This is a genomic window from Lentzea sp. NBRC 105346 (genome assembly GCF_030269605.1).
Taxonomy (GTDB): Bacteria; Actinomycetota; Actinomycetes; order Mycobacteriales; family Pseudonocardiaceae; genus Lentzea.
On record NZ_BSTQ01000011.1, the window covers coordinates 214264 to 234925 of the forward strand.

At 67.8% G+C, this 20662-nt stretch carries 20 protein-coding genes, 3 tRNA genes and 1 pseudogene; 12 read left to right on the forward strand and 12 right to left on the reverse strand.

Going from position 1 to position 20662, the window contains the following annotated elements; all coding sequences use genetic code 11:
- Nucleotides 1-183: 183 nt before the first annotated feature.
- A complete protein-coding gene (locus QSK35_RS23945) occupies nucleotides 184-960 on the reverse strand; it encodes an alcohol dehydrogenase catalytic domain-containing protein (protein ID WP_285749691.1) in 777 nt (258 codons plus the stop codon).
- 114 nt (nucleotides 961-1074) lie between these two features.
- Nucleotides 1075-1157, reverse strand: a tRNA-Leu gene (locus QSK35_RS23950).
- 118 nt (nucleotides 1158-1275) lie between these two features.
- Here QSK35_RS23950 and QSK35_RS23955 point away from each other — a divergent pair.
- Genes QSK35_RS23955 through pknB form a run of 7 tightly spaced genes read left to right on the forward strand, consistent with a single transcriptional unit; the run spans nucleotide 1276 to nucleotide 10814 of the window.
- A complete protein-coding gene (locus QSK35_RS23955) occupies nucleotides 1276-2487 on the forward strand; it encodes an FHA domain-containing protein (protein ID WP_285749692.1) in 1212 nt (403 codons plus the stop codon).
- Between the two features lie 50 nt (nucleotides 2488-2537).
- The gene (locus QSK35_RS23960) at nucleotides 2538-2996 is read left to right on the forward strand and encodes an FHA domain-containing protein FhaB/FipA (protein ID WP_285749693.1); all 459 of its coding nucleotides are present in this window, start codon (nucleotides 2538-2540) and stop codon (nucleotides 2994-2996) included.
- Entirely contained in the window at nucleotides 2993-4408 is a 1416-nt protein-coding gene (locus QSK35_RS23965; protein WP_285749694.1) for a PP2C family protein-serine/threonine phosphatase, read from the forward strand. The genes QSK35_RS23960 and QSK35_RS23965 overlap by 4 nt, the downstream gene beginning before the upstream one ends.
- Nucleotides 4409-4411: 3 nt before the next feature.
- On the forward strand, nucleotides 4412-5878 hold the full coding sequence (locus tag QSK35_RS23970; RefSeq protein ID WP_285749695.1) for an FtsW/RodA/SpoVE family cell cycle protein: 1467 nt from the start codon (nucleotides 4412-4414) through the stop codon (nucleotides 5876-5878).
- Complete coding sequence (locus tag QSK35_RS23975; RefSeq protein ID WP_285749696.1) at nucleotides 5875-7344, forward strand: peptidoglycan D,D-transpeptidase FtsI family protein; 1470 nt, start codon at nucleotides 5875-5877, stop codon at nucleotides 7342-7344. Before QSK35_RS23970 ends, QSK35_RS23975 begins: the two co-directional genes overlap by 4 nt.
- 7 nt (nucleotides 7345-7351) lie before the next feature.
- Nucleotides 7352-8770, forward strand: a complete 1419-nt coding sequence (locus QSK35_RS23980) for a serine/threonine-protein kinase (protein WP_285749697.1) — start codon at nucleotides 7352-7354, stop codon at nucleotides 8768-8770.
- A 52-nt stretch (nucleotides 8771-8822) separates the two neighbouring features.
- On the forward strand, nucleotides 8823-10814 hold the full coding sequence (gene pknB / locus QSK35_RS23985; protein WP_285749698.1) for a Stk1 family PASTA domain-containing Ser/Thr kinase: 1992 nt from the start codon (nucleotides 8823-8825) through the stop codon (nucleotides 10812-10814).
- A gap of 49 nt (nucleotides 10815-10863) precedes the next feature.
- Here pknB and QSK35_RS23990 read toward each other — a convergent pair whose 3' ends face one another.
- Nucleotides 10864-11505 (reverse strand): aminodeoxychorismate/anthranilate synthase component II, encoded by a 642-nt coding sequence (locus QSK35_RS23990; RefSeq protein ID WP_285749699.1) that lies wholly within the window; start codon nucleotides 11503-11505, stop codon nucleotides 10864-10866.
- Nucleotides 11506-11591: 86 nt separating this feature from the next.
- Between QSK35_RS23990 and QSK35_RS23995 the strand changes: the two genes are divergently transcribed.
- The gene (locus tag QSK35_RS23995; protein ID WP_285749700.1) at nucleotides 11592-12923 is read left to right on the forward strand and encodes an FAD-dependent oxidoreductase; all 1332 of its coding nucleotides are present in this window, start codon (nucleotides 11592-11594) and stop codon (nucleotides 12921-12923) included.
- Between the two features lie 524 nt (nucleotides 12924-13447).
- Here the strand turns inward: QSK35_RS23995 and QSK35_RS24000 are convergent.
- Together QSK35_RS24000 and QSK35_RS24005 are read right to left on the reverse strand one after the other, a co-directional pair.
- Nucleotides 13448-13609 carry a hypothetical protein gene (locus QSK35_RS24000; RefSeq protein ID WP_285749701.1) on the reverse strand — a complete coding sequence of 54 codons (162 nt, stop codon included), beginning with the start codon at nucleotides 13607-13609 and terminating at the stop codon, nucleotides 13448-13450.
- On the reverse strand, nucleotides 13610-14752 hold the full coding sequence (locus QSK35_RS24005; RefSeq protein ID WP_285749702.1) for a class E sortase: 1143 nt from the start codon (nucleotides 14750-14752) through the stop codon (nucleotides 13610-13612). It abuts the gene before it with no gap.
- A 137-nt stretch (nucleotides 14753-14889) separates the two neighbouring features.
- On the opposite strand from QSK35_RS24005, the gene crgA reads away from it, so the two are divergent.
- Nucleotides 14890-15156 (forward strand): cell division protein CrgA, encoded by a 267-nt coding sequence (gene crgA, locus QSK35_RS24010; RefSeq protein WP_285749703.1) that lies wholly within the window; start codon nucleotides 14890-14892, stop codon nucleotides 15154-15156.
- A 220-nt stretch (nucleotides 15157-15376) separates the two neighbouring features.
- On the forward strand, nucleotides 15377-15772 hold the full coding sequence (locus QSK35_RS24015; RefSeq protein ID WP_285749704.1) for a PH domain-containing protein: 396 nt from the start codon (nucleotides 15377-15379) through the stop codon (nucleotides 15770-15772).
- On the opposite strand, the gene QSK35_RS24020 is transcribed toward QSK35_RS24015, so the two are convergent.
- Both QSK35_RS24020 and QSK35_RS24025 read right to left on the reverse strand, forming a co-directional pair.
- Nucleotides 15769-16704: a rhomboid family intramembrane serine protease gene (locus QSK35_RS24020; RefSeq protein WP_285749705.1), complete on the reverse strand. Its 936-nt coding sequence runs from the start codon at nucleotides 16702-16704 to the stop codon at nucleotides 15769-15771. The genes QSK35_RS24015 and QSK35_RS24020 overlap by 4 nt on opposite strands.
- The gene (locus tag QSK35_RS24025) at nucleotides 16701-17258 is read right to left on the reverse strand and encodes a peptidylprolyl isomerase (protein WP_285749706.1); all 558 of its coding nucleotides are present in this window, start codon (nucleotides 17256-17258) and stop codon (nucleotides 16701-16703) included. The genes QSK35_RS24020 and QSK35_RS24025 overlap by 4 nt, the downstream gene beginning before the upstream one ends.
- An 86-nt stretch (nucleotides 17259-17344) precedes the next feature.
- Between QSK35_RS24025 and QSK35_RS24030 the strand changes: the two genes are divergently transcribed.
- Nucleotides 17345-17908, forward strand: a complete 564-nt coding sequence (locus tag QSK35_RS24030) for a hypothetical protein (RefSeq protein WP_285749707.1) — start codon at nucleotides 17345-17347, stop codon at nucleotides 17906-17908.
- Here the strand turns inward: QSK35_RS24030 and QSK35_RS24035 are convergent.
- Nucleotides 17902-18435 (reverse strand): DUF2020 domain-containing protein, encoded by a 534-nt coding sequence (locus QSK35_RS24035; protein ID WP_285749708.1) that lies wholly within the window; start codon nucleotides 18433-18435, stop codon nucleotides 17902-17904. The genes QSK35_RS24030 and QSK35_RS24035 overlap by 7 nt on opposite strands.
- 88 nt (nucleotides 18436-18523) lie before the next feature.
- Here QSK35_RS24035 and QSK35_RS24040 point away from each other — a divergent pair, with 88 nt between their 5' ends.
- Nucleotides 18524-18949 (forward strand): DoxX family protein, encoded by a 426-nt coding sequence (locus QSK35_RS24040; RefSeq protein WP_285749709.1) that lies wholly within the window; start codon nucleotides 18524-18526, stop codon nucleotides 18947-18949.
- Between the two features lie 161 nt (nucleotides 18950-19110).
- Here the strand turns inward: QSK35_RS24040 and QSK35_RS24045 are convergent.
- The 4 genes and pseudogenes from QSK35_RS24045 to QSK35_RS24060 form a co-directional block, all read right to left on the reverse strand.
- Nucleotides 19111-19183: transfer RNA gene (locus QSK35_RS24045), tRNA-Ala, on the reverse strand.
- 31 nt (nucleotides 19184-19214) lie between these two features.
- A pseudogene (locus tag QSK35_RS24050) lies at nucleotides 19215-19331 on the reverse strand (DLW-39 family protein); the annotation flags it as partial.
- A 187-nt stretch (nucleotides 19332-19518) separates the two neighbouring features.
- Nucleotides 19519-19592, reverse strand: a tRNA-Ile gene (locus tag QSK35_RS24055).
- A 64-nt stretch (nucleotides 19593-19656) separates the two neighbouring features.
- Nucleotides 19657-20649, reverse strand: a complete 993-nt coding sequence (locus QSK35_RS24060; RefSeq protein ID WP_502881705.1) for a DUF3566 domain-containing protein — start codon at nucleotides 20647-20649, stop codon at nucleotides 19657-19659.
- Nucleotides 20650-20662: the final 13 nt, after the last annotated feature.

Consider the following 20662-nt stretch of genomic DNA (forward strand, 5'->3'; position numbering starts at 1 on the left):
GATGGCCGGTGGCGGGAGTTCGGTCCGGCAGTGCTGCCGTCCGGGTGACGTTAACCCGGACGGCCGCATCAAAAGTGCTGCTCAGAGTGGGTGCGCCTGCGGTGGTCCACGCCTGGCGAAAAGTGGCGCCGGTCACCGTCCGCTGACCGTTCAGCGCGTCAGAACGACCGGAAAACGTGGCCGCTACATCACGACGACGGTCTTTCCGCCGCCGCTACCTGCGAAAACGTCGTTCGCCTCCCGCAAGGGCAGCCTGCGGGTGATCGGCACCTGGAGCGTTCCGTCGAGGACGAGTCCGGCGAGCCTGGTCAGGGCCTCGAGCGAGCCCTTCATGCCGAAGTTCTCCGCCTTCTCGGCCGCGGCGTAGTTCGTCGTGAACGCCAGCGACCGCGCGAACTTCCGGTTCGCCGCGTACCTGTCGGCGTCGCTGACGAGGTCGACGAGCGCGTCCGCCTCGACGAGCGCGTCGCCGCGCCCGATCGGGATCGCCCGGTCGCCGAGCAGCTGGGTGAGGAACGATCCGACACCGCCCCGCGCGCCGACGACGAGCACGCTGTCCGCGCCCTCGAGCCGGTCGGACAGTTGCAGCGCGGTCATCCCGGACGTCGGCAGCGCGGCCGCCACGACGGGATCGAGCTCGTCCGGCAACGGCGCCAAGGCGTTCGTCGCCGGGACCGTCGTGTATTCGGCGAACGTGCCGACGCCCACCGGCGAGTGGAAGAACGTGCCGAAGATCCGCTCACCGGTTTCAACGACCTCGCCGGCGCCATCGGTTCCGGGCACGAGCGGGAAGACGTGCGGCATGGAGTCGCGCATCATGCCGTCGACCACTTTCCGGTCGAACGGGTTCACGCCGGCGGCGAACATCCGGACCTTCAGCTCGCCCGGCCCCGCGGCGGGCTCGGGAAGTTCCATCGAGCGGACCGGACCGCCGAACTGTTCAGCCGCGATCGCCCACATGCAGCACCCCGATCGAGTGACAGACATCACCTGTTGGCTCACCGAAAACGCACGCCGCCGACCAACGAAAGAACCCCGCTCGTGATCTCCACGAACGGGGTTCCTTCTGTCTGATGGGCAAGGGGGGAGTTGAACCCCCACGTCCTTTCGGACACACGGACCTGAACCGTGCGCGTCTGCCATTCCGCCACTTGCCCTCGGCGACGGGAGGAACACTAGCACGCACCGTCACCGGGTTTCCAATTGCCCCGTGTAGGCCCCGAAGACCCCGGATACGATCGGTGTCAGGACCGTCCTGACTAGGAGGAGTTGACCGTGGGCCTTCAGCGCTTCGAGCGCCGACTCGAAGGCATCGTCGGCAACACCTTCGCGCGCGTCTTCGGCGGCAACGTGGTCCCCCAGGAGGTGGCACTGCAACTCCAGCGGGAAAGCGAGAGCAACATCCGCGAACTCGCTGGTGGCAGACTGCTGGCCCCGAACCACTACATCGTCATGCTCGGCCCCCAGGACCATGATCGGCTTGCCGGGGACGAGCAGGATGAACTACGCATCACCCAGCTTCTCGCCGAGGAGCTCCGCGAGCACCTAGCTGAGTTCGGGTGGGATACCTATGGTGACGTCGTAGTCTCCCTGGAGCGCTCCGACGCGCTGCACACCGGACAGTTTCGAACCAGCTCGTCCGTCGACCCCGACGTGAAAGCAGCCAGCCGACGGTCAGCACCACCTCGTACCGCAGGAGACAAATCGATGAGCCAGCCACCCGGCTACGGACAACAAGGACAGGGCCAGCCCGGCCACGACCCTTATGGGCAGCAGGGCGGCTATGGCCAGCAAGGTCAGCAGGGCTACGACCAGGGCTACGGCCAGCAGCAAGGCGGCTACGACCAGGGCTACGGCCAGCAGGGTTACGACCAGGGTTACGGCCAGCAGCAAGGCGGCGGCTACGGCGGCCAGCAGGGCTATGACCAGGGTTACGGCCAGCAGGGCGGTGGCTACGACCAGGGCTATGGCCAGCAGGGCTACGACCAGGGTTACGGCGGCGGCCAGCAGCAGGGCTACGGCCAGCAGGGTTACGACCAGGGCTACGGCCAGCAGCAGGGCTATGACCAGGGTTACGGTCAGCAGGGCTACGGCCAGCAGGGCGGTTACGACCAGGGTTATGGCCAGCAGGGTTACGGCCAGCAGGGCTATGACCAGGGCGGATACGCCGCTCCGGCCACGCAGGGCGCGAACCGCCAGCTCAACGCGACGCTGCACCTCGACGACGGATCCAACCGCACGTACAACCTCAAGCAGGGTGGAAACGTCGTAGGACGTGGGCAGGAAGCCGACTTCCGCCTCCCCGACACGGGGGTCTCCAGGAGGCACCTGGAAATCACCTGGGACGGGCACAGTGCGATGCTCGCTGATCTCGGTTCGACCAACGGCACCACGGTGAACGGCACGCCAGTGCAGACTTGGCAGCTCGCGGAGGGCGACGTCGTCCGCATCGGCCACTCGTCACTGGTCTTCCGCACCGCGGGCTGAGGTCGATACGGGCGTCGGTAGGCAACTCAAGGCAGGAGCGGTTACAACCGGTGCCAGAGCTGGTGATGCAGCTGACCAGAGCGGGCTTTCTCGTGCTCCTCTGGCTGTTCGTGCTGGCCGCCCTACGCGTGGTCCGCTCAGATCTCTACGCTGCCTCCGGGCTTCGGGTCTCGGTACCCGGATTCCGGAGGAACTCGAAGTCGGCAAGAGGGGGCAAGGCCCCCCGGCAGCTCGTCGTCACGCACGGCGCGCTGACGGGAACCCGCATCTCCCTTGACGGCCGGCCGATACTGATCGGCCGTGCGGACGACTCGACTCTCGTGCTGGACGACGACTTCGCGTCGACCAGGCACGCGAGGCTGTCCATGCGCGGCACCGACTGGTACGTGGAGGACCTCGGCTCCACCAACGGCACCTACCTGGACCGAGCGAAGGTCACGGCACCCCTCCGGGTCCCGCTCGGCACCCCGATCCGAATTGGCAAAACGGTGATCGAGCTGCGCTCATGACCCTCGTTCTTCGATATGCGGCCCGAAGCGACCGGGGCCTGGTTCGTTCCAACAACCAGGACTCCGTGTACGCGGGTCCCCGCCTGCTCGCGGTGGCCGACGGCATGGGTGGCCACGCCGCCGGTGAAGTGGCGAGCAAGGTGGTCATCGCCTCGCTGGCGCACGTCGACGATGACGAGCCCGGCGACGACCTGCTCGGCAAGCTCCGCGACGCGGTGGCCGCCGGCAACGGCGCCATCTCCGAACTCGTCGCGAGCGACCCGGAGCTGGAGGGCATGGGCACGACGCTCACCGCCGTCCTGTTCGCGGGCAACAAGCTGGGCCTCGTCCACATCGGCGACTCGCGCGCCTACCTCCTGCGGGAGGGTGGGTTCGCGCAGATCACGCACGACGACACGTTCGTTCAGTCGCTGATCGACGAGGGCCGGATCACGCCCGACGAGGCGGCGAGCCACCCGCAGCGGTCGTTGCTGCTGCGCGCGTTGACCGGACACGACTTCGAGCCGAGCCTCACGGTCCGGGAGGCCCGCGCGGGCGACCGGTTCCTGTTGTGCTCGGACGGCCTGTCCGGCGTGGTCAGCCAGGAGACCCTCGACGAGGCGATCCGGATCCCCGACCCGCAGGCGTGCGCCGACCGGATGATCGAGCTGGCGCTCAAGGGCGGCGGCCCCGACAACGTGACGGTGATCGTCGCGGACGTCGAGGACGTCGACTTCGGCGAGGACCGGCCGATACTGGGCGGCGCCGCGGGCGACGGCAGTGAGGACCACCAGCCGCCGCCGGACTCGGCGGCGTCCAGGGCGAGCGCGATCACGTCGCCGCGCCAGCCACCCCCGCAGCGGATGGAGCAGCCCCCGCCCCCGCCGGACCCCAAGCGCAAGCGCAAGACCGCGCTGAAGGTCATCGCACTGATCGTGGGTCTGCTCGTGCTCGCGGCCGGCGCGCTGATCGGCGCGAAGTGGTGGCTGGACCGCCAGTACTACGTCGGCGCTACGGACGACGGCAAGATCGTGATCTACCGCGGCGTCAACGGCAGCATCCTCGGGATCAAGCTGCAGACGCAGGTCGAGGGCTCGTGCCCGCCCGGCTCGACGAGCTGCACGGAGATCACGCTCGACGACCTGCAGACCGCGGGCAAGAACACGGTCAAGGACCGGATCACCGACGTCGACGGGCTGGAGGGCGCGCGGGCCGCGGTACGGCTGCTGCGCACCCAGCACCTGCTGCCGACCTGTGACCCCAAGTCGAAGAACGGCACCGGCACCACGTCGCCGACGTCCCCCACGTCACCGACGTCGCCACCACCGACCAGCGGTGCGCCGACCACGACGACGGATCCCTCGGTGAGCGGCGAGACCCCGCTCCCCACGTCCACTCAGCAGCCGGGCGTGAACTGCCGGGAGGGTTCGTAGTTGATGGGTTCGCCCATCCCCGTCGGGGAAGGCACGCCAGTCGGATCGGCGGCGACCAGCACGTCGCCAGGGCTGAAGGCGCCTACCAAGCGCGGCACCGAGCTGGTGATGCTGGCGTTCGCGGCCGGTCTGGTCACGCTGGCGCTGATCCTGGTCGAGCTGAACCAGGAGCGGGCGCTGACGATGCGGATCGTCTACCTGGGGCTCGCGTATCTGGCGCTGTTCGCCCTCGCGCACCTCGCGGTGCGCAGGTGGGCGCCGTACGCGGACCCGGCGATCCTGCCGTGCGTCGCGCTGCTCAACGGTCTCGGCCTGGTGATGATCCATCGGATCGACCTGGCGCAGAAGGACACCGTCTTCGACGACGGCACGACGTGGGACCCGGTCGCGTTCAAGCAGGTCGTCTGGACCGCGATCGCGCTGTCGCTGTTCGCCGCCGTGCTGAAGTTCCTCTCCGACCACCGCACGCTGGCGCGGTACGGCTACACGTTCGGTCTGCTCGGCCTGGTCGCGTTGCTGCTGCCCGGTGTGCTGCCCGGGTTCATCGCGCCGACGATCAACGGCGCGAAGATCTGGCTGCGGGTCGGTCCGCTCTCCATCCAGCCGGGTGAGTTCGCGAAGATCCTGCTGATGGTCTTCTTCGCGGCGTTCCTGGTCTCGAAGCGCGACCTGTTCACCGCCGCCGGGCGCCGAGTGCTGGGCATGGACCTGCCGCGCGCCCGCGACCTCGGCCCGCTGTTCGCCGCGTGGGGCGTCACGGTCGCGGTCATGGTGCTGCAGAAGGACCTCGGGTCCTCGCTGCTGTTCTTCGGCATCGTGCTCGTGCTGCTCTACGTGGCCACCGAACGCGCCGCGTGGGTGGTGCTCGGCCTGATCATGTTCTCCGGCGGCGCGGTCATCGCGTGGAAGCTGTTCTCCCACGTGCAGATCCGCGTGGCGAACTGGGTCGACCCGTTCGCGGACTACAACGACAAGGGCTACCAGATCGCCCAGTCACTGTTCGCGCTCGGCACCGGCGGCATCGGCGGTGCGGGCCTCGGCGCGGGCCGGCCGGAGATGATCCCGGAGTCCAACACCGACTTCATCACCGCGGTGATCGGTGAGGAGCTGGGCTTCGTCGGATTCGCCGCGCTGCTGCTGATCTACATGATCTTCGCGCTGCGCGGCCTGCGCAGTGCGATCGCGGTGCGCGACAGCTTCGGCAAGCTGCTCGGCGGCGGCCTCGCGTTCGCCGTCTGCTTTCAGGTCTTCATCATCGTCGGCGGCGTGACGAAGCTGATCCCGATGACGGGTATCACCGCGCCGTTCCTGTCAGCCGGTGGCTCGTCGCTGCTGGCGAACTACATCCTCGTGGCGTTGCTGCTGCGGATCTCCGACGCGGCGCGCGGCCCGAAGGTCGTCGCGAAGCCGAAGTTGCCGCAGCCGGCGATCGCCGACCAGCACACGGTCATGGTGGAGCGTCCGAAATGAACACACCGCTCCGCCGCGTGGGTCTCGCCATGATGGCGATGATCCTGTTGTTGCTCGGCAACGCCACCTGGGTACAGGTGATCAACGCCGACGACTACCGCAAGGACCCCCGCAACCGGCGCGTCCTGCTCGACGAGTACTCCCGCAAGCGCGGCATGATCATCGCCGCCGACGGCACGCCGCTCGCCGAGGTGCAGGAGACCGACGACCGGCTGAAGTTCCTGCGCAAGTACCCGAACGGCGCGGTGTACGCGCCGGTGACCGGCTACTTCTCCGTCACGTACGGCACTTCCGGGCTCGAGCGCACCGAGAACGACCTGCTCAACGGCTCGGACGACCGGCTGTTCGCGCGCCGTGTGTCGGCGCTGATCACCGGGCGCGACCCGGTGGGCGCGTCGGTGCAGCTGAGCATCGTGCCGAAGGTGCAGCAGATCGCGTACGACCAGCTGACCAGGAAGAACTTCACCGGGTCGGTCGTCGCGATGAACCCGAAGACCGGCGAGATCCTCGCGATGGTCAGCACGCCGTCCTACGACCCGAACCCGCTCGCCAGCCACGACGGCGACGAGCAGGCCGTGGCGTGGAAGGGCCTCACCGCCAAGGACAACGGCAACCCGCTGATGAACCGCGCGACGTCCGCGATCTACCCGCCGGGCTCGACGGCCAAGCTGCTCGTGACAGCGGCCGCACTCGAGGACGGCAAGACGAAGGACTCGACGTTCACCGGCGCGCCGTCGATCATCCTGCCGGGGACGCAGACACCACTGCCCAACTTCAACAACAGCCCGTGCGGCGACGGCACGACGACCACGCTGATCAACGCGCTCGCGAAGTCGTGCAACACGGCGTTCGCCGAGCTCGCCGGCCAGCTGGGCGTGGACAAGCTGCGCAAGCAGGCGGAGAAGTTCGGCATCGACGACAAGGGTTCGAACGTCCCGCTGCCGGTGGCCGCGTCGACCCTCGGCCCGATGTCGGACGAGCCCTCGCTGTACCAGAGCGGTATCGGCCAGCGTGACGTGCGGTTCACGCCGCTGCAGAACGCGGTGGTCGCCGCGACGATCGCCAACGGCGGCAAGCGGATGCAGCCGCAGCTGGTGACGAAGATCCTCGGACCGGACCTGTCGCCGATCGACGAGATCGACCCGGATCAGGTCGAGCGGGCGATGAGCGCGGAGAACGCCGCGACGCTGCGCGACATGATGATCCAGTCGGAGATCAACACCGGTGGCGAGGGCAGGCTGCAGAACGTGCAGATCGCGTCCAAGACCGGTACCGCCGAGCACGGTGAGGACGCGCTGAAGACCAAGCCGCACGCCTGGTATGTGGCGTTCGCGCCTGCGCAGGACCCGACCATCGCCGTCGCGGTGATCGTCGAGGACGGCGGCGACCGCGGTCTGGGTGCCACCGGTGGCAAGGTCGCCGCCCCGATCGGTCGTGCCGTCATCGGCGCCTACCTGGGGCGCTGATGCGGAAATGCTGACTTCCGGCCAACTGCTAGCCGACCGCTACCGTCTCAGCAGGCGGATCGCGGTCGGTGGCATGGGCGAGGTCTGGGAGGCCGCGGACACCCGGCTCGACCGCAAGGTCGCGGTCAAGGTGCTCAAGGCCGAGCTCAGCGGCGACCCCGAGTTCCTGCACCGCTTTCGCACCGAGGCGCGGATGACCGCGTCGTTGAATCACCCCGGAATCGCCGCGGTGCACGACTACGGCGAGACGGCGTCGGTGCCGGACGGGCCGGAGGACACCGCGTACCTCGTCATGGAACTGGTCGAGGGCGAACCGCTCGCGGGGATCATCGCGCGCGGCCGGCTCTCCGCAGACGTCACGCTGGACCTGTTGGAGCAGACCGGGAACGCGCTCAACGCCGCGCACGAACGCGGGCTGGTGCACCGGGACGTCAAGCCCGGCAACATCCTCATCACGCCGTCCGGCAAGGTGAAGATCACCGACTTCGGCATCGCGAAGGCGGCCGACGCGGCACCCGTGACGCGGCAGGGCATGGTCATGGGCACCGCGCACTACATCGCTCCCGAGCAGGCGCTGGGCAACGAGGCCGAACCGGCGAGCGACGTGTACTCGCTCGCGGTGTGCGGCTACGAATGCCTGGCCGGCCACCGGCCGTTCCTGTCGGAGAACGCGGTGACGGTCGCGATGATGCACATCCGCGACATGGCCCCGCCGCTGCCGCCCGACGTGCCTCCGGGCGCGCGGGCGTTGATCGAGGCGACGCTGGTCAAGGACCCGCGGCAGCGCTACCGCAACGGCGGCGAGTTCGCCGCGGCGGTGAGCGCGGTGCGGGTCGGCCAGCCGCTGCCGACGCCTTCGGGTCTGCTCGTGGCGCAGCAGGTGCAGCAGTCCATGCCCCTGCCCATACCGCAGATGCCCGCCGCCCACCCCGGCACGAGGCCGGGGATCCAGCCTGTCCAGCCACCGCAACCGACCGGACCGGTGGGAGCCGCCCACACGGGCACGTTCCGCCCACCGCCGCACATGCCTGCCCAACCGGGGCGCAACCGGGTAGGGCAGTGGGTTATGGTCGCTGTCCTGGCGGCCCTGTTGCTGCTTCTCGGCGTGGTGTTGGCCTGGAAGCTCACCGCCGGGAAGACGTCCGAACAACCGTCCAGCGCGCCGGCGAGCACATCCCAGTCGGCACAGGCGGATTCGGCGGACCGTATTCCCGCGAAGGCCGTCCGGATCAACGAGGACGACTTCATCGGTCTCATGGGCGACGAGGTCAAGGCGAAGCTGGCCGACTACGAACTGGAGCCGCGTGTGCAGACCCCACAGGGCGCCACGCCCGGTGACCTGAAGCGATGTCAGGTCACCGCCATCGCACCGACGGGCGACCTCGCTGTGGGGACGCAGGTGAAGGTGACGTGCGTACCGCGATGATGACCGAGACCGAGTTGGGAACACCGTTGACGAGGAGCGGGACGAAGCACCGATGAGCACTCCGCGACTGCTCTCCAACCGCTACGAACTGGGTGAGACCCTCGGCTACGGCGGTATGTCCGAGGTCCACAAGGGCCGGGACGTTCGTCTCGGCAGAGACGTGGCGATCAAGGTGCTGCGTGCCGACCTCGCCCGCGACGCCCAGTTCCAGGAACGATTCCGCCGTGAGGCGCAGAACTCCGCCGCCCTGAACCACCCGGCCATCGTCGCCGTCTACGACACCGGCGAGACGCAGACCGAGTACGGCCCCCTGCCCTACATCGTCATGGAGTTCGTCGACGGCCGGACGCTGCGCGACATCGTCAAGACGCAGGGCCCGCTGACCGGCAAGCGTGCGTGCGAGGTCATGGCGGACGTCTCCGCCGCACTGGACTTCAGCCACCGCCACGGCATCGTGCACCGCGACGTGAAGCCCGCGAACGTGATGATCACGCGGTCCGGCGCGGTGAAGGTGATGGACTTCGGCATCGCGCGCGCCGTGCACGACGGCCAGGCCGCCGTCACGCAGACCGCCGCGGTGATCGGCACCGCCCAGTACCTCTCGCCGGAGCAGGCGCGCGGTGAGTCCGTCGACGCCCGGTCCGACGTCTACGCCGCGGGCTGCGTGCTGTTCGAACTGCTGACCGGCGAGCCGCCGTTCACCGGCGACTCCCCCGTCGCGGTCGCGTACCAGCACGTGCGGGAAGACCCGAAGCCGCCGTCGTCGCTCAACCCCAAGGTCTCGCCGCAGCTGGACGCCATCGTGCTCAAGGCGATGGCGAAGGGCCCGGCCAACCGCTACCAGTCGGCCGCCGAGATGCGCGCGGACCTGGTGCGCGTGCTGTCCGGCCAGCGCCCGTCCGCGCCGGCCGTGATGACGGCCGAGGACCGCACCGCGGTGATGAACCAGCAGTCGTCCCCGCGCACGCAGGTCGTCCCGTCGGGCGGTGGCAGACACCGCCCCTCGTCGCTGCGTTCCGAGCCGGACGACGACTACGACCCGCTGGCCGACGAGGAAGAGGAGCGCCGCGCGCGGCGCAAGAAGGCGATCATGATCGGCGTGGTCGTCGCGCTGTGCATCGCCGTCCTCGCGCTGGCCGCGTGGATCACCACGTCGCTGATGAACAGCGGCAGCTCCGGCGGCGAAAAGGTCACCGTGCCCTCGTTGAAGGGCAAGGAGACGAGCGTCGCGCAGAAGGACCTGATCGCCAAGGATCTGAACTGGACCCTGGTCAACGTCCAGTGCACCGCGACACCGACCGCCGGCGCGCCCTGCGGTCCCGACGACGTCGGCAAGGTGATCGACACCGACCCCGCTGAAGGCACCCAGGTCGCAAAGCGCTCCAAGATCACTCTGAAGGTCGGTTCCAGCCCTGAGCAGGTGCCGGTGCCGGACGTGACGAACAAGTCGCCTGCCGAGGCGCAGACGATCCTGGAGAAGGACGGCTTCAAGCTCGTCCAGGACCCGCAGCAGGTCGAGGTCGAAGACGAGACGAAGGTCGGCAAGGTCGCCGAGCAGGTTCCCGCGGCCGGCATCAAGGCGGGCAAGGGCAGCGAGGTGAAGATCAAGCTCGGCAAGGCGCCCGAGAAGATCCCCCTGCCGAACGTCGTCGGCCTCCAGGAGGACGAGGCGAAGACGAAGCTCGCCGACTTCACCGTGACCGTCAACCAGGTGGACAACGCCAAGCCGGCCGGTGAGGTCGTCTCGCAGAACCCGCCGGGTGGCCGTGCCGCCAAGGGTTCGGCGGTGACGATCAACGTCTCGAAGGGCAACCAGATCGAGATGCCCGACCTGACGGGCCTCACCGAGACGCAGGCGAAGAACAAGCTCAAGGAACTGGGCTGGAACGGCAACCTGAACGTGCAGAAGGTGTCGACCACGGACCAGGACCAGGTGGGCAAGGTTCAGGCGCAGAACCCGCAGAAGGGTGCGTCGATCGGCAAGGGCTCCACGGTGACGATCACCATCGGTGAACGCGGGATCGGCATACCGCCGACTACGTAGCAAGCGAAAGGGGCGGCCTCCGAGCCGCCCCTTTTTCGTATTACTGGTCTTACTGCTTCGCCGCCGCTGCCAGGATGCGCATGCCGCTCTCGAGGTGCGCGACGGTCGCCTCGGGAACGTCGAACCCGCACACCTTCAGCCAGTTGGCGAGCATCCGGTGGCCGCCGTCGGTGAGCACCGACTCGGGGTGGAACTGCACACCCTCGACCGGAAGTTCCTTGTGCCGCATGGCCATCACGATGCCGGTGTCGGTCTTCCCGGTGACCTCGAACTCGTCCGGGATCGTCTCGGGCAGCACGGTCAGCGAGTGGTAGCGCGTCGCGATGAAGGGGTCCGGCACACCGGCGAGCACACCGTGACCGTTGTGGTGCACGATGCTCGTCTTGCCGTGCAACAGTTCCGGCGCGCGGTCGACCGTGCCGCCCCACACCGCGCCGATCGCCTGGTGGCCGAGGCACACGCCGAACACCGGCTTGCCCGTGTCCCGGCAGCGGCGGATGACGTCCATGCTGCGGCCCGCGCGATCCGGAGTGCTGGGGCCGGGGCTGACGAGCACGCCACCGAACTCGTCGATCTCGTCCAGCTCGACGGCGTCGTTGCGCCGCACCACGCACTCGGCACCGAGCTGGGCCAGGTACTGGACGAGGTTGTAGACGAAGCTGTCGTAGTTGTCGACCACCAGCACGCGCATGACCAGGAGCCTAGCTGTTCCCACTTGATGGGCCAGTGAGTTAGCTCATGCGAAAGGTCAGGTTAGGCTCACCTAAAATAGATGCCATGAGCCTGCGTGTTGCCGTTGTCGGTGCCGGTCCTGCCGGTGTGTACGCCGCCGACATCCTGACCAAGTCCGACGTCGACGTGAGCATCGACCTGTTCGAGCAGCTCCCGGCGCCCTACGGCCTGGTCCGCTACGGCGTCGCGCCGGACCACCCGCGCATCAAGGGCATCGTCACCGCGCTGCAGAAGGTGCTGGACAAGCCGCAGGTGCGGTTCTTCGGCAACGTCCAGTACGGCATCGACCTCAAGCTCGACGACCTGCGTCAGTTCTACGACGCGGTGATCTTCTCGACCGGCGCCTCCACCGACCGCGCCCTCGACATCCCCGGTATCGAGCTGCCGGGCAGCTTCGGCGCCGCGGACTTCGTCTCCTGGTACGACGGCCACCCGGACGTGCCGCGCGAGTGGCCGCTGACCGCCGAGAAGGTCGCCGTGCTCGGCGTCGGCAACGTGGCGCTCGATGTCGCACGCATCCTCGCGAAGACCGCGGACGAGCTGCTCGTCACCGAGATCCCGGCCAACGTCTACGAGGGCCTGCGAACCTCGCCCGTGACCGACGTGCACGTGTTCGGCCGACGTGGCCCGGCGCAGGCGAAGTTCACGCCGCTGGAGCTGCGCGAGCTCGACCACTCGCCGAACGTCGAGGTGATCGTCCACGCCGAGGGCATCGAGTTCGACGAGGCGTCGATGGCGGCGATCCGGTCGAACAAGCAGGTCGAGATGATCGTGAAGACGCTGCAGGAGTGGGCGATCCGCGACGTCGGCAACCGGCCGCGCCGGCTGCACCTGCACTTCCTGGAGGCACCGGCCGAGGTGCTCGGCGACGAACACGTCACCGGCCTGCGCACCGAGCGCATGGAGCTCGACGGCACCGGCAACGTCCGCGGCACCGGCGAGTTCACCGACTGGGACGTCCAGGCCGTGTACCGCGCGGTCGGCTACCTCTCCACGCACCTGGCGGACATCCCGTTCGACCACCAGTCCGGCACCGTCCCGCACGCCGCCGGTCGCGTGCTCGACCTCGACGAGGTGCCGATGCCGGGCGTCTACGTCACGGGCTGGATCAAACGTGGCCCGATCGGCCTGATCGGGCACACCAAGGGCGACGCGCTGGAGACGATCACCAGCCTGCTGGAGGACGAGCTGCCGCCGGCGCCTTTCCGTTCACCCGAGGCGATCGTGCAGTTCCTCGAGCAGCGCGCGATTCCGTTCACCACCAACGAGGGCTGGCTGAAACTGGACGCGCACGAGGTCGCGCTCGGTGCGGCCGAGGGCCGGGAGCGGATCAAGGTCGTGGACCGCGACGAGATGACTCGGGTGTCGCGGTCCTAGACCTCGTTGGCGTGGATGGGGTCAGTATCCGCCCACACTGAAGTAAATTCCGCCGTTATAGTCGGTCCACTCCGAAAATGGACTGACAAGCTGGTTGCTACCCCGACAGTTGGGAGCAGACCACACCCGCTGGTATTGGGGTGCGTTGTTCTTCATTCCATTGACCCACTTGTCAGTGTTGAAGCACTCGCCTGGGCGAGCTCCGCCTGGGATGACCAGGACAGTCACATTGTTCTGATAGACGCAGGACGCGTTGTCTGGGCAGTACAGCGGCCTTGGCGTCGCCGCAACGGCCGGAGTCACCCCCAGTCCGACCAGCGCAATCGCCGCTCCTGCGACCAACCCCAGACTATTTCGAGCAATCATGAAACCGCCCCAACGTTAATTGTGAATACACGTCAGGAAAGGTTCGGCAAAGTGAGCTGCATCGAGCAGCGAACCCCCAGAAGCCTCCCCCCATCCCCGGCTCCTGACACTACCCGGATTCAGACCGTGACTCAACGCATTCGGTCACTCAAAGCGAATCAGTTCGTCGGGGTCGTTACGTTGTTGAAGGGCAGCTTCGGCTCCGCCCACGGGAACACCACGAACATCAGCAGCGCCACGACCCCCAGCACGAGCACCACGGCCTCGGCGATCCGGAGGTAGAGCGGGCCGGGCAGGTGCCGCCAGATCCACCCGTACATCTACTGCTCCTTCATCTCTGGCGGCACGAACCCGTCCTTCTTGGGGTACGACTGCGTCATCACGGCGTGCACGATGAGCCGCTGCCGGTCCGAGAACCGCGGGTGGCACGTCGTCAGCGTCATCAGCTTCGCCTGCTTCTCGAGCGGCGGCTGCTGGCCGACGACGTGCGGCACCGGGCTGATCACCTCGCCCTGGGTGGGCGCGACGATCTCCTGGCCGACGGTCTTCGAGTAGGCCTCGCCGAGCGTGGTCGACAGCGGCGCGATTCCCTGGCACGGCTGGCTCTTCGCCTTGCCCTCGGCCCAGCCCGCGACCTCGTCGCGCATCGGCAGGACCCGGTACACGAACCACTCGGTCTGCGTCTCGACGACGATCGCGTTGCAGGACGACAGCAGGTCGAGGTCGTTGAACGGGGCGCCCTTGCCGACGCGGTGGCCGGCGACCGCGAAGTTGCCGTTGTCGCCCGGCAGCGCGGTGCCGATGTAGTGCCCGGGACCGATCTCCAGGTGCTTGTCGGTGGTGCCCTCGACGATCGAGAAGCCCCAGTCGGGTCCGAAGACCGGGATGTAGATCTTCGCGAACGCCTTGCCCTCGATGAGGTTCAGCTTCTGGTGGCGCTGCGGGTCCGGCGGCTCGGCGACGGTGTTCGAGCCCCATTCCTTGTCCAGGGCCAGCGTCGCGTCCTCCTGCATGCCCGCCGAGATCAAGTCGGTCACGTAGACCTCGTAGACGACGAACAGCAGCACGACGAGGCCGGCCGTGATGAGGAGCTCGCCGACGGCGCGCACGGTCTTGCGCAGCGGACCGTCCGGCGGTGGCGTGTTCTCCTCTTCTTCGTAGTACTCGTCGTCGTAATAGTCGTCGTCGTAGTCGTCCTCGACGCGCGGGATCACCTCGGTCGGTGGATCGACCGGGCGAGGACGGGGGCGCGGCTGCGGCCGTGGTGCCTGGAGCTCGCGTCGCAGTGGCGGCGGAGGCATCGGCCTGCGCGGCGGGGGCGGCGGCAGGCTGCCGGACACCGCGTTCGTGTACTGCGTCGCGTCCGCGTCGGGCGGCGGCGGGGTATCACCGCGAAGTCGCTGCAGGTCGTCACGACGGGGAGCCGGTCGCCGCGGAGGCGGCTGGTGGGGTCCCGAGCTCACCTGAGAACCTCCGGGCGCAATGTGAACGGACCAGGTCTACGTGGTGGTTCGCTGACCACTTCGGCTACGTTAACGTGTTCATCCAGTAGTGGACGTAAACTTGCGTCACACAGGGATCCACGTCAGGCGAGGACAGCATGCCCAAGTCCAAGGTCCGGAAGAAGGCGGTCTACACCGCACCCACTGACCGCCGTACGCCGGTCAAGGTCAAGGCGGCAGGCCCGTCCCACCCGGTCTACATCGCCATCATGCTCGGCATGATGCTGCTCGGTCTCGCGTGGCTGGTGGTCAACTACATCGCGGCCGAGAAGATCCCGTTCATGCTGGCCCTGGGCCCGTGGAACTTCGCCATCGGCTTCGCTTTGATGATCATCGGTCTGTTGATGACCATGCGGTGGCGCTAGCCCCCGCTCACCTGTTGTAAAGGGTCGGCCCGGACGTCCACTCGTCCGGGCCGACCTTTGTTCGCCTGCGGTTTACCCCGTTCATCCGAGCGTCACCGAAGCACAACGCTGTAAGTCATCCCCACTGGGGACAACTCCTGTGGACAACTTTGCGAGAAAATGCACAAGCCCCGGTCCGGCGCTTCGGTTGTGCACATTTCGATAAGGGACACTCGACGGTGTGACTCGCTCCTGGTCGACTCCAGCCCCGGCCGTCGCCGCCGGATGGGCGCTCGCGGTGCTGCTCGCGCTGGCCGCGTTCCTCGCGAACGACAACGCGGGCCGGCTCCTGCTGGGACTGGCCGCGGTGCTGGTCAGCTACCTCGCGGCCTACGGTTCGGTGGCCCGCCCGCGCCTCTTCGCCGACGACACGGGCATGACGGTGCGCGGCCTGTTCGGCTCGCGGCACCTGCCGTGGCACCGGGTGAAGGTCCGCCTGACGCACACGCGCCGGCTCGGCCGTGAGACGCGGACGCTCGAACTGGATGCCGAAGAACAATTGGTTGTGCTGACGAAGCTGGACCTCGGCGTCGACCCGGAAGAAGTCGCCGAGGTCCTGCACGCAATGCGCCCTTAGGGGCGCTCCACACAGCCGATGTCGCCGTTGCTCAGCTCGACCGCGAACACGTCGACGCCGGCCAGCTGGCCGTTTCTCAGCACGATCACGCCGGCGAGCAGTACGACGGCGGCGATGACCGCGGATACCTGCCACGCGTTGCGGTTCTTCGAAGGCGGGTAGACCATCCCGGCGGTCAGCAGACCGCCGATGACCAGGCCGCCCAGGTGTCCCAGCAGCGAGATCTTGGGCACGACCACGCTGATGAGCACGTTGAGGCCGATGGTGGTGAGCACCGGGCTCAGGCTCAGCTTGAGCCGCAGCAGCACCGCGAGCAGGCCGCCCATCAGACCGAACACGGCACCGGACGCTCCGACGACCGGGATGCAGGACTGGCCGAACATGTAGGCCGCCGCGCTGCCCCCGAGGAGCGACACCAGGTACACGCCGGTGTACCGCAGCCTGCCGAGCACCGGCTCCAGCTCCCGGCCGAGCAACCACAGCGCGAGCATGTTCAGCGCGAGGTGCGCCGGACCGTCGTGCAGGAACCCGGACGTGACCAGCCGCCACCACTCGCCGTCCGCGACCAACGGCGGATACAGGCTCCAGTCCTGCGACAGCTGTGCGGCGTAGTTGCCGTTCAGGCTCTTCGCCTGGAACACCGTCACGATGAACACCAGGACGTTCACCACAACGAGTGCCGGCGTGACCACCACCGTGCGCTTGAGCTCGGCGCCCGCGATCGTCACCTTGCGGCGCACGGACCGCTGGCCCTCGCGAACGCAGTCGACGCACTGGTAGCCGACCGAGGCCTCACGCAGGCAGTCCGGGCAGGCCGGACGGTCGCACCGAGTGCAGCGCAGGCCGGTGGGCCGGTCGGAATGACGTGCGCAGACCGGAAGCTCCGGCTGCGCGCCGACCGGCCCACCGGGTGGGACCGGGGAGTTGGTCACGCCCGCTCGACCGTGATGCTCTCGATCTTGATGTCGTTGACGGGACGGTCGCCGGGGCCGGTCGCCGTCTTGCCGATCGCGTCGACGACATCGCGCGACGGCTGGTCGGCCACCTCACCGAAGATGGTGTGCTTGAAGTTCAGCCAGGTGGTGGGCGCGACCGTGATGAAGAACTGCGAGCCGTTGGTGTTCGGCCCGGCGTTCGCCATCGCGAGCAGGTACGGCTTGTTGAACTGCAGCTCCGGGTGGAACTCGTCGCCGAACCGGTAGCCGGGGCCACCACGGCCCGTGCCGGTCGGGTCACCCGTCTGGAGCATGAAGCCGTCGATCACCCGGTGGAACAGGGTGCCGTCGTAGAACGGACCGTCGTTCTTGCCGGACGCGTTCTTCTCGCTGTAGTCCTTCGAGCCCTCGGCGAGCCCGACGAAGTTCGCCACCGTCTTGGGGGCGTGGTCGGGGAACAAATTGAGTCGGATGTCGCCCTGCGTGGTGTGCAGGGTCGCCGTCACGTTGGTCCCGACGAAGGATTCGTTGCTGTCAGCCACGGCACCCATCGTGCCATCACAGGCGGGAATGTTCAGAAAGGGGCACGATGGGTACTTCTACAACATCACTGGCCGACAACTTTGTGGAGCACAGGATGGACGAGGTTGACGTCATGACCCGCGCCGGTGAGTCCGTGGGCAAGGCGGTCGGAACCGGCTTGAAGGCGGCCCGCCAGGGTGTCGTTCGCGCTGGTCACGCCGCTGAGCACAAGCTCGCCGAACGTGGTGTGACCACCGACCAGATTCGCGGCGTGCTCGTGGACAAGGCCGATCTGCTGATGGGCAAGGCCGAAGAGGTCGAGAAGCAGACGCGACGCGCACGCAAGCGGCTGGCGAAGAAGAGCCACAAGGCCCGCGCCGAGCTGATGAACAGGGCCGATGAGGTGCGCAAGGAGGTCCGGAAGGCGGCGAAGAGCGCCCGCAAGGACGCCAAGATCCGCGCGAAGGAGATCCGCAAGGCAGCGTCGTCGCTGTCCGGCGAGACTCCGAAGCGCCGCCGCTGGCCGTGGCTGCTGGCCCTGCTGGTCGCCGCGGGCGTGGCGGGCTACGTCGCACTCACCCGCCGCCCCGAGGAGATTCACCTGGTCGACGAAACGCCGGCGGACGAACCGGACTACGCCCGCAACGGGCAGGCACCGGTCAAGGAACCAGTTCAGTAACCGAGCTTGAGGTTCCCGATCGCGGTCTCCGCGATACGCCGAGCCTTGATCGTCTGCTTCTGGTTCGTCGTCACGACCACAGCGGCGCCGTCTTTCGCAACCGCGTAGACGGCGCCGCTCTGCGTCGGCATCGACCCGCCCGACCACCCCTCCGGCACAGTCGCCGGACTGGCGTCCGCGCCCGCCGCCTCGTTGACCAACGTCTTGGCGATCCGCTTGTCGCCCACGTAGATCCGCACGGTCAGCTGGATCTCGGTCGCGTTGGCGTAGAAGAAACAGGTCGGGTGCGGCTCGTCGGCCGAGAGCATGACCTTGCGTACCAACTGGCCGTTGGCCTCCGCCACGAACTTCGTGTCCAGATAGGGACACGGCCCATCCTTCGCCGGCTCCGGTTTCGCGGGCACAGTCGGCGTCGCGGACGTCGTTTTCGCAGGTGGCTGCGCTGTCGGCGTCGTGGCGGCCTGGGGCGCTTCAGGACTGCAGGCGGTGAGCGCGGCCAGCAGCGGCAGCAGCAGGGCTCGGTTCATAGGGGCAACAGTCAACCAGATTCTGATAGATGAACTACACCGGCCACCCCTAGGTTGGTCTGAACCTTTCCCCTGCATTGGAAGGATCATGACCGTGCGGTTCTTCGAGAATCAGAGAGACCACGCGCTGGCTCTGTTCCGGATCGTCGTCGGCTTCTTGTTCGTCTGCCATGGCGCTCAGAAGATCTTCGGCGTGTTCACAGCGAAGCCACCGGTGTCCCTGACCGCGTGGCCGGTCGGTCCGGCGGGCCTGATCGAGCTCGTCGGCGGTTCGCTGGTGCTGATCGGTCTGGCCACGCGCTGGGCCGCCCTGCTCAGCTCCGGGTCGATGGCCTTCGCCTACTTCTCCGTGCACCAGCCCCAGGCGCTGTTCCCCATCGTCAACCAGGGCGAACTGGCCGCCATCTACAGCTTCGCATTCCTCCTGATCGCCTTCACCGGCGCCGGCGCCTGGTCGGTAGACCGACTCCTAAGCGCCCGAAAGGCCCCGCACCGCCAGACCCAACCGGCCTAAACAAAGCGAACGGCCACCTCGAACGCCGCCGAGGTGGCCACCAGAACAAGAAGCGACGCAAGCAGCGCCCAAGCGGACCTAAAGGTTGCGATGCGGCGAAGCCGCGAGCCGTCGAAACGCGAAAGGCTCGCGCTCTCCGCGAGCACGAGCCTCCTAACGCGTGGAGACGAGGGGAATCGAACCCCTAACCCCCGCCTTGCAAAGGCGGTGCTCTGCCAATTGAGCTACGTCCCCTGACGGGGGCGGCAGACCGCCCTCGTGATCACTCCGTGGGAGCGGTGGCCTCGCGCCACAGGTCCGCGTCAGCCTTGGCCGAACGGCTGCGCTTGACGAAGAACAGAACCGCACCGGCGACGGCGACGAGCGCGATGATCTTCTTCACAACTACCCCTTCAAGTCTGTTGCCCCAACCCACGCCACCCTACCGAACAACGGTGCCAAGGTGGCGATCGATGGGGGTCCGGGGGCTTGCCCCCGGCTGGGGGTCTGGGGGCTCGGGCCCCCAGAAAATACTACGATGGTTGATTCTGGTGAGCGTGTTCCGCGAACACGCGAAGCCATCAACCGAGTGGGCCTAGGAGGACTTGAACCTCCGACCTCTTCATTATCAGTGAAGCGCTCTAACCGCCTGAGCTATAGGCCCTCGGGGGCAACGGGAAGAACCTTACAGCACTGCCCGTCGCGCCCCCAAATCGGGTGGTCTTAGATCACTCTCGCTCCGAAAGCGTGAGCTCCAGGCCGCCGGCCAGGTCCGCGGACACGTTGTAGACGAACGCACCGACGGTCGCCAGAGCGGTGAACAACACGATGTTGACCGCACCGATGATCGCCGACACGCCGAACACACGACCGGCGCTGATCAGCGGTTCGCCGGAAGGCTCCGAAGACTGGAGCAGGTCGTTCGCGGTGCTGTTGATCTTGTCCCAGACGCCCATGCCGTGCAGGACGCCGTACAGGACACCGACCGCCACCAGCCACACGAAGAACAGTGCGACGCCGAGGACCAGGGCCAGCTTCAGGACCGACCACGGGTCGACGCGCTTGATCTGCAGCGACGCGCGGCGCGGGCCGCGGCCTGGGCGACGGGCGCTGGGCGCGGCGGCCGTGGGGCGGCCGTTCGCGCCAAGGTTCACCGACGTGCGGTTGCCGAGGCCGAGGCCAGCGGCGGCGGTGCCGGTGACGACCGGGCGGGCGACGGCCACCGTGTCCGGCTCGGTGGCCGGATAGCCGCCCTTGTCCGGGTCCGTCGACGGATAGGTGGGCTCCGCCGAGACGCCGGAGATCGGCGGGATCGACGCGACCGGGGCCTCGTACTGCTGGTTCGCGTCGGCGGTCACCCGCTGCCACGGCGGCGGGGTCGACGCGGCCAGGTCCTGCTCCTCGGCCGGCGGGGTGGCCGGCTTCAACGCGTTGAACTTGGCCTGGTCCTCGACGGTGGCGGCCTTCTCGACCTTCACCGTCTTCTGCTCGGGTTCCGGAGCGGGCGCCTCGGCAGCCGGGGAGGCGGCCTCGGGCGCCTTGACCTCTTTGGTCTTGTCGTCCGCCTTCTCGGGCGGTGTCACCGGCTTCGTGACCTGCTCAGGCTTGTCTCCACCCGAGGCCGCCTCGGCCTGTTTGTCGTCAGGCTTCGGCTGCTTCGGCTTGGTGATGACCGCGGTCTTGTCCGCGTCCCGACCTTTCTGGTCCTCGGGTGGAGTCACGAGCTGTCCTTAG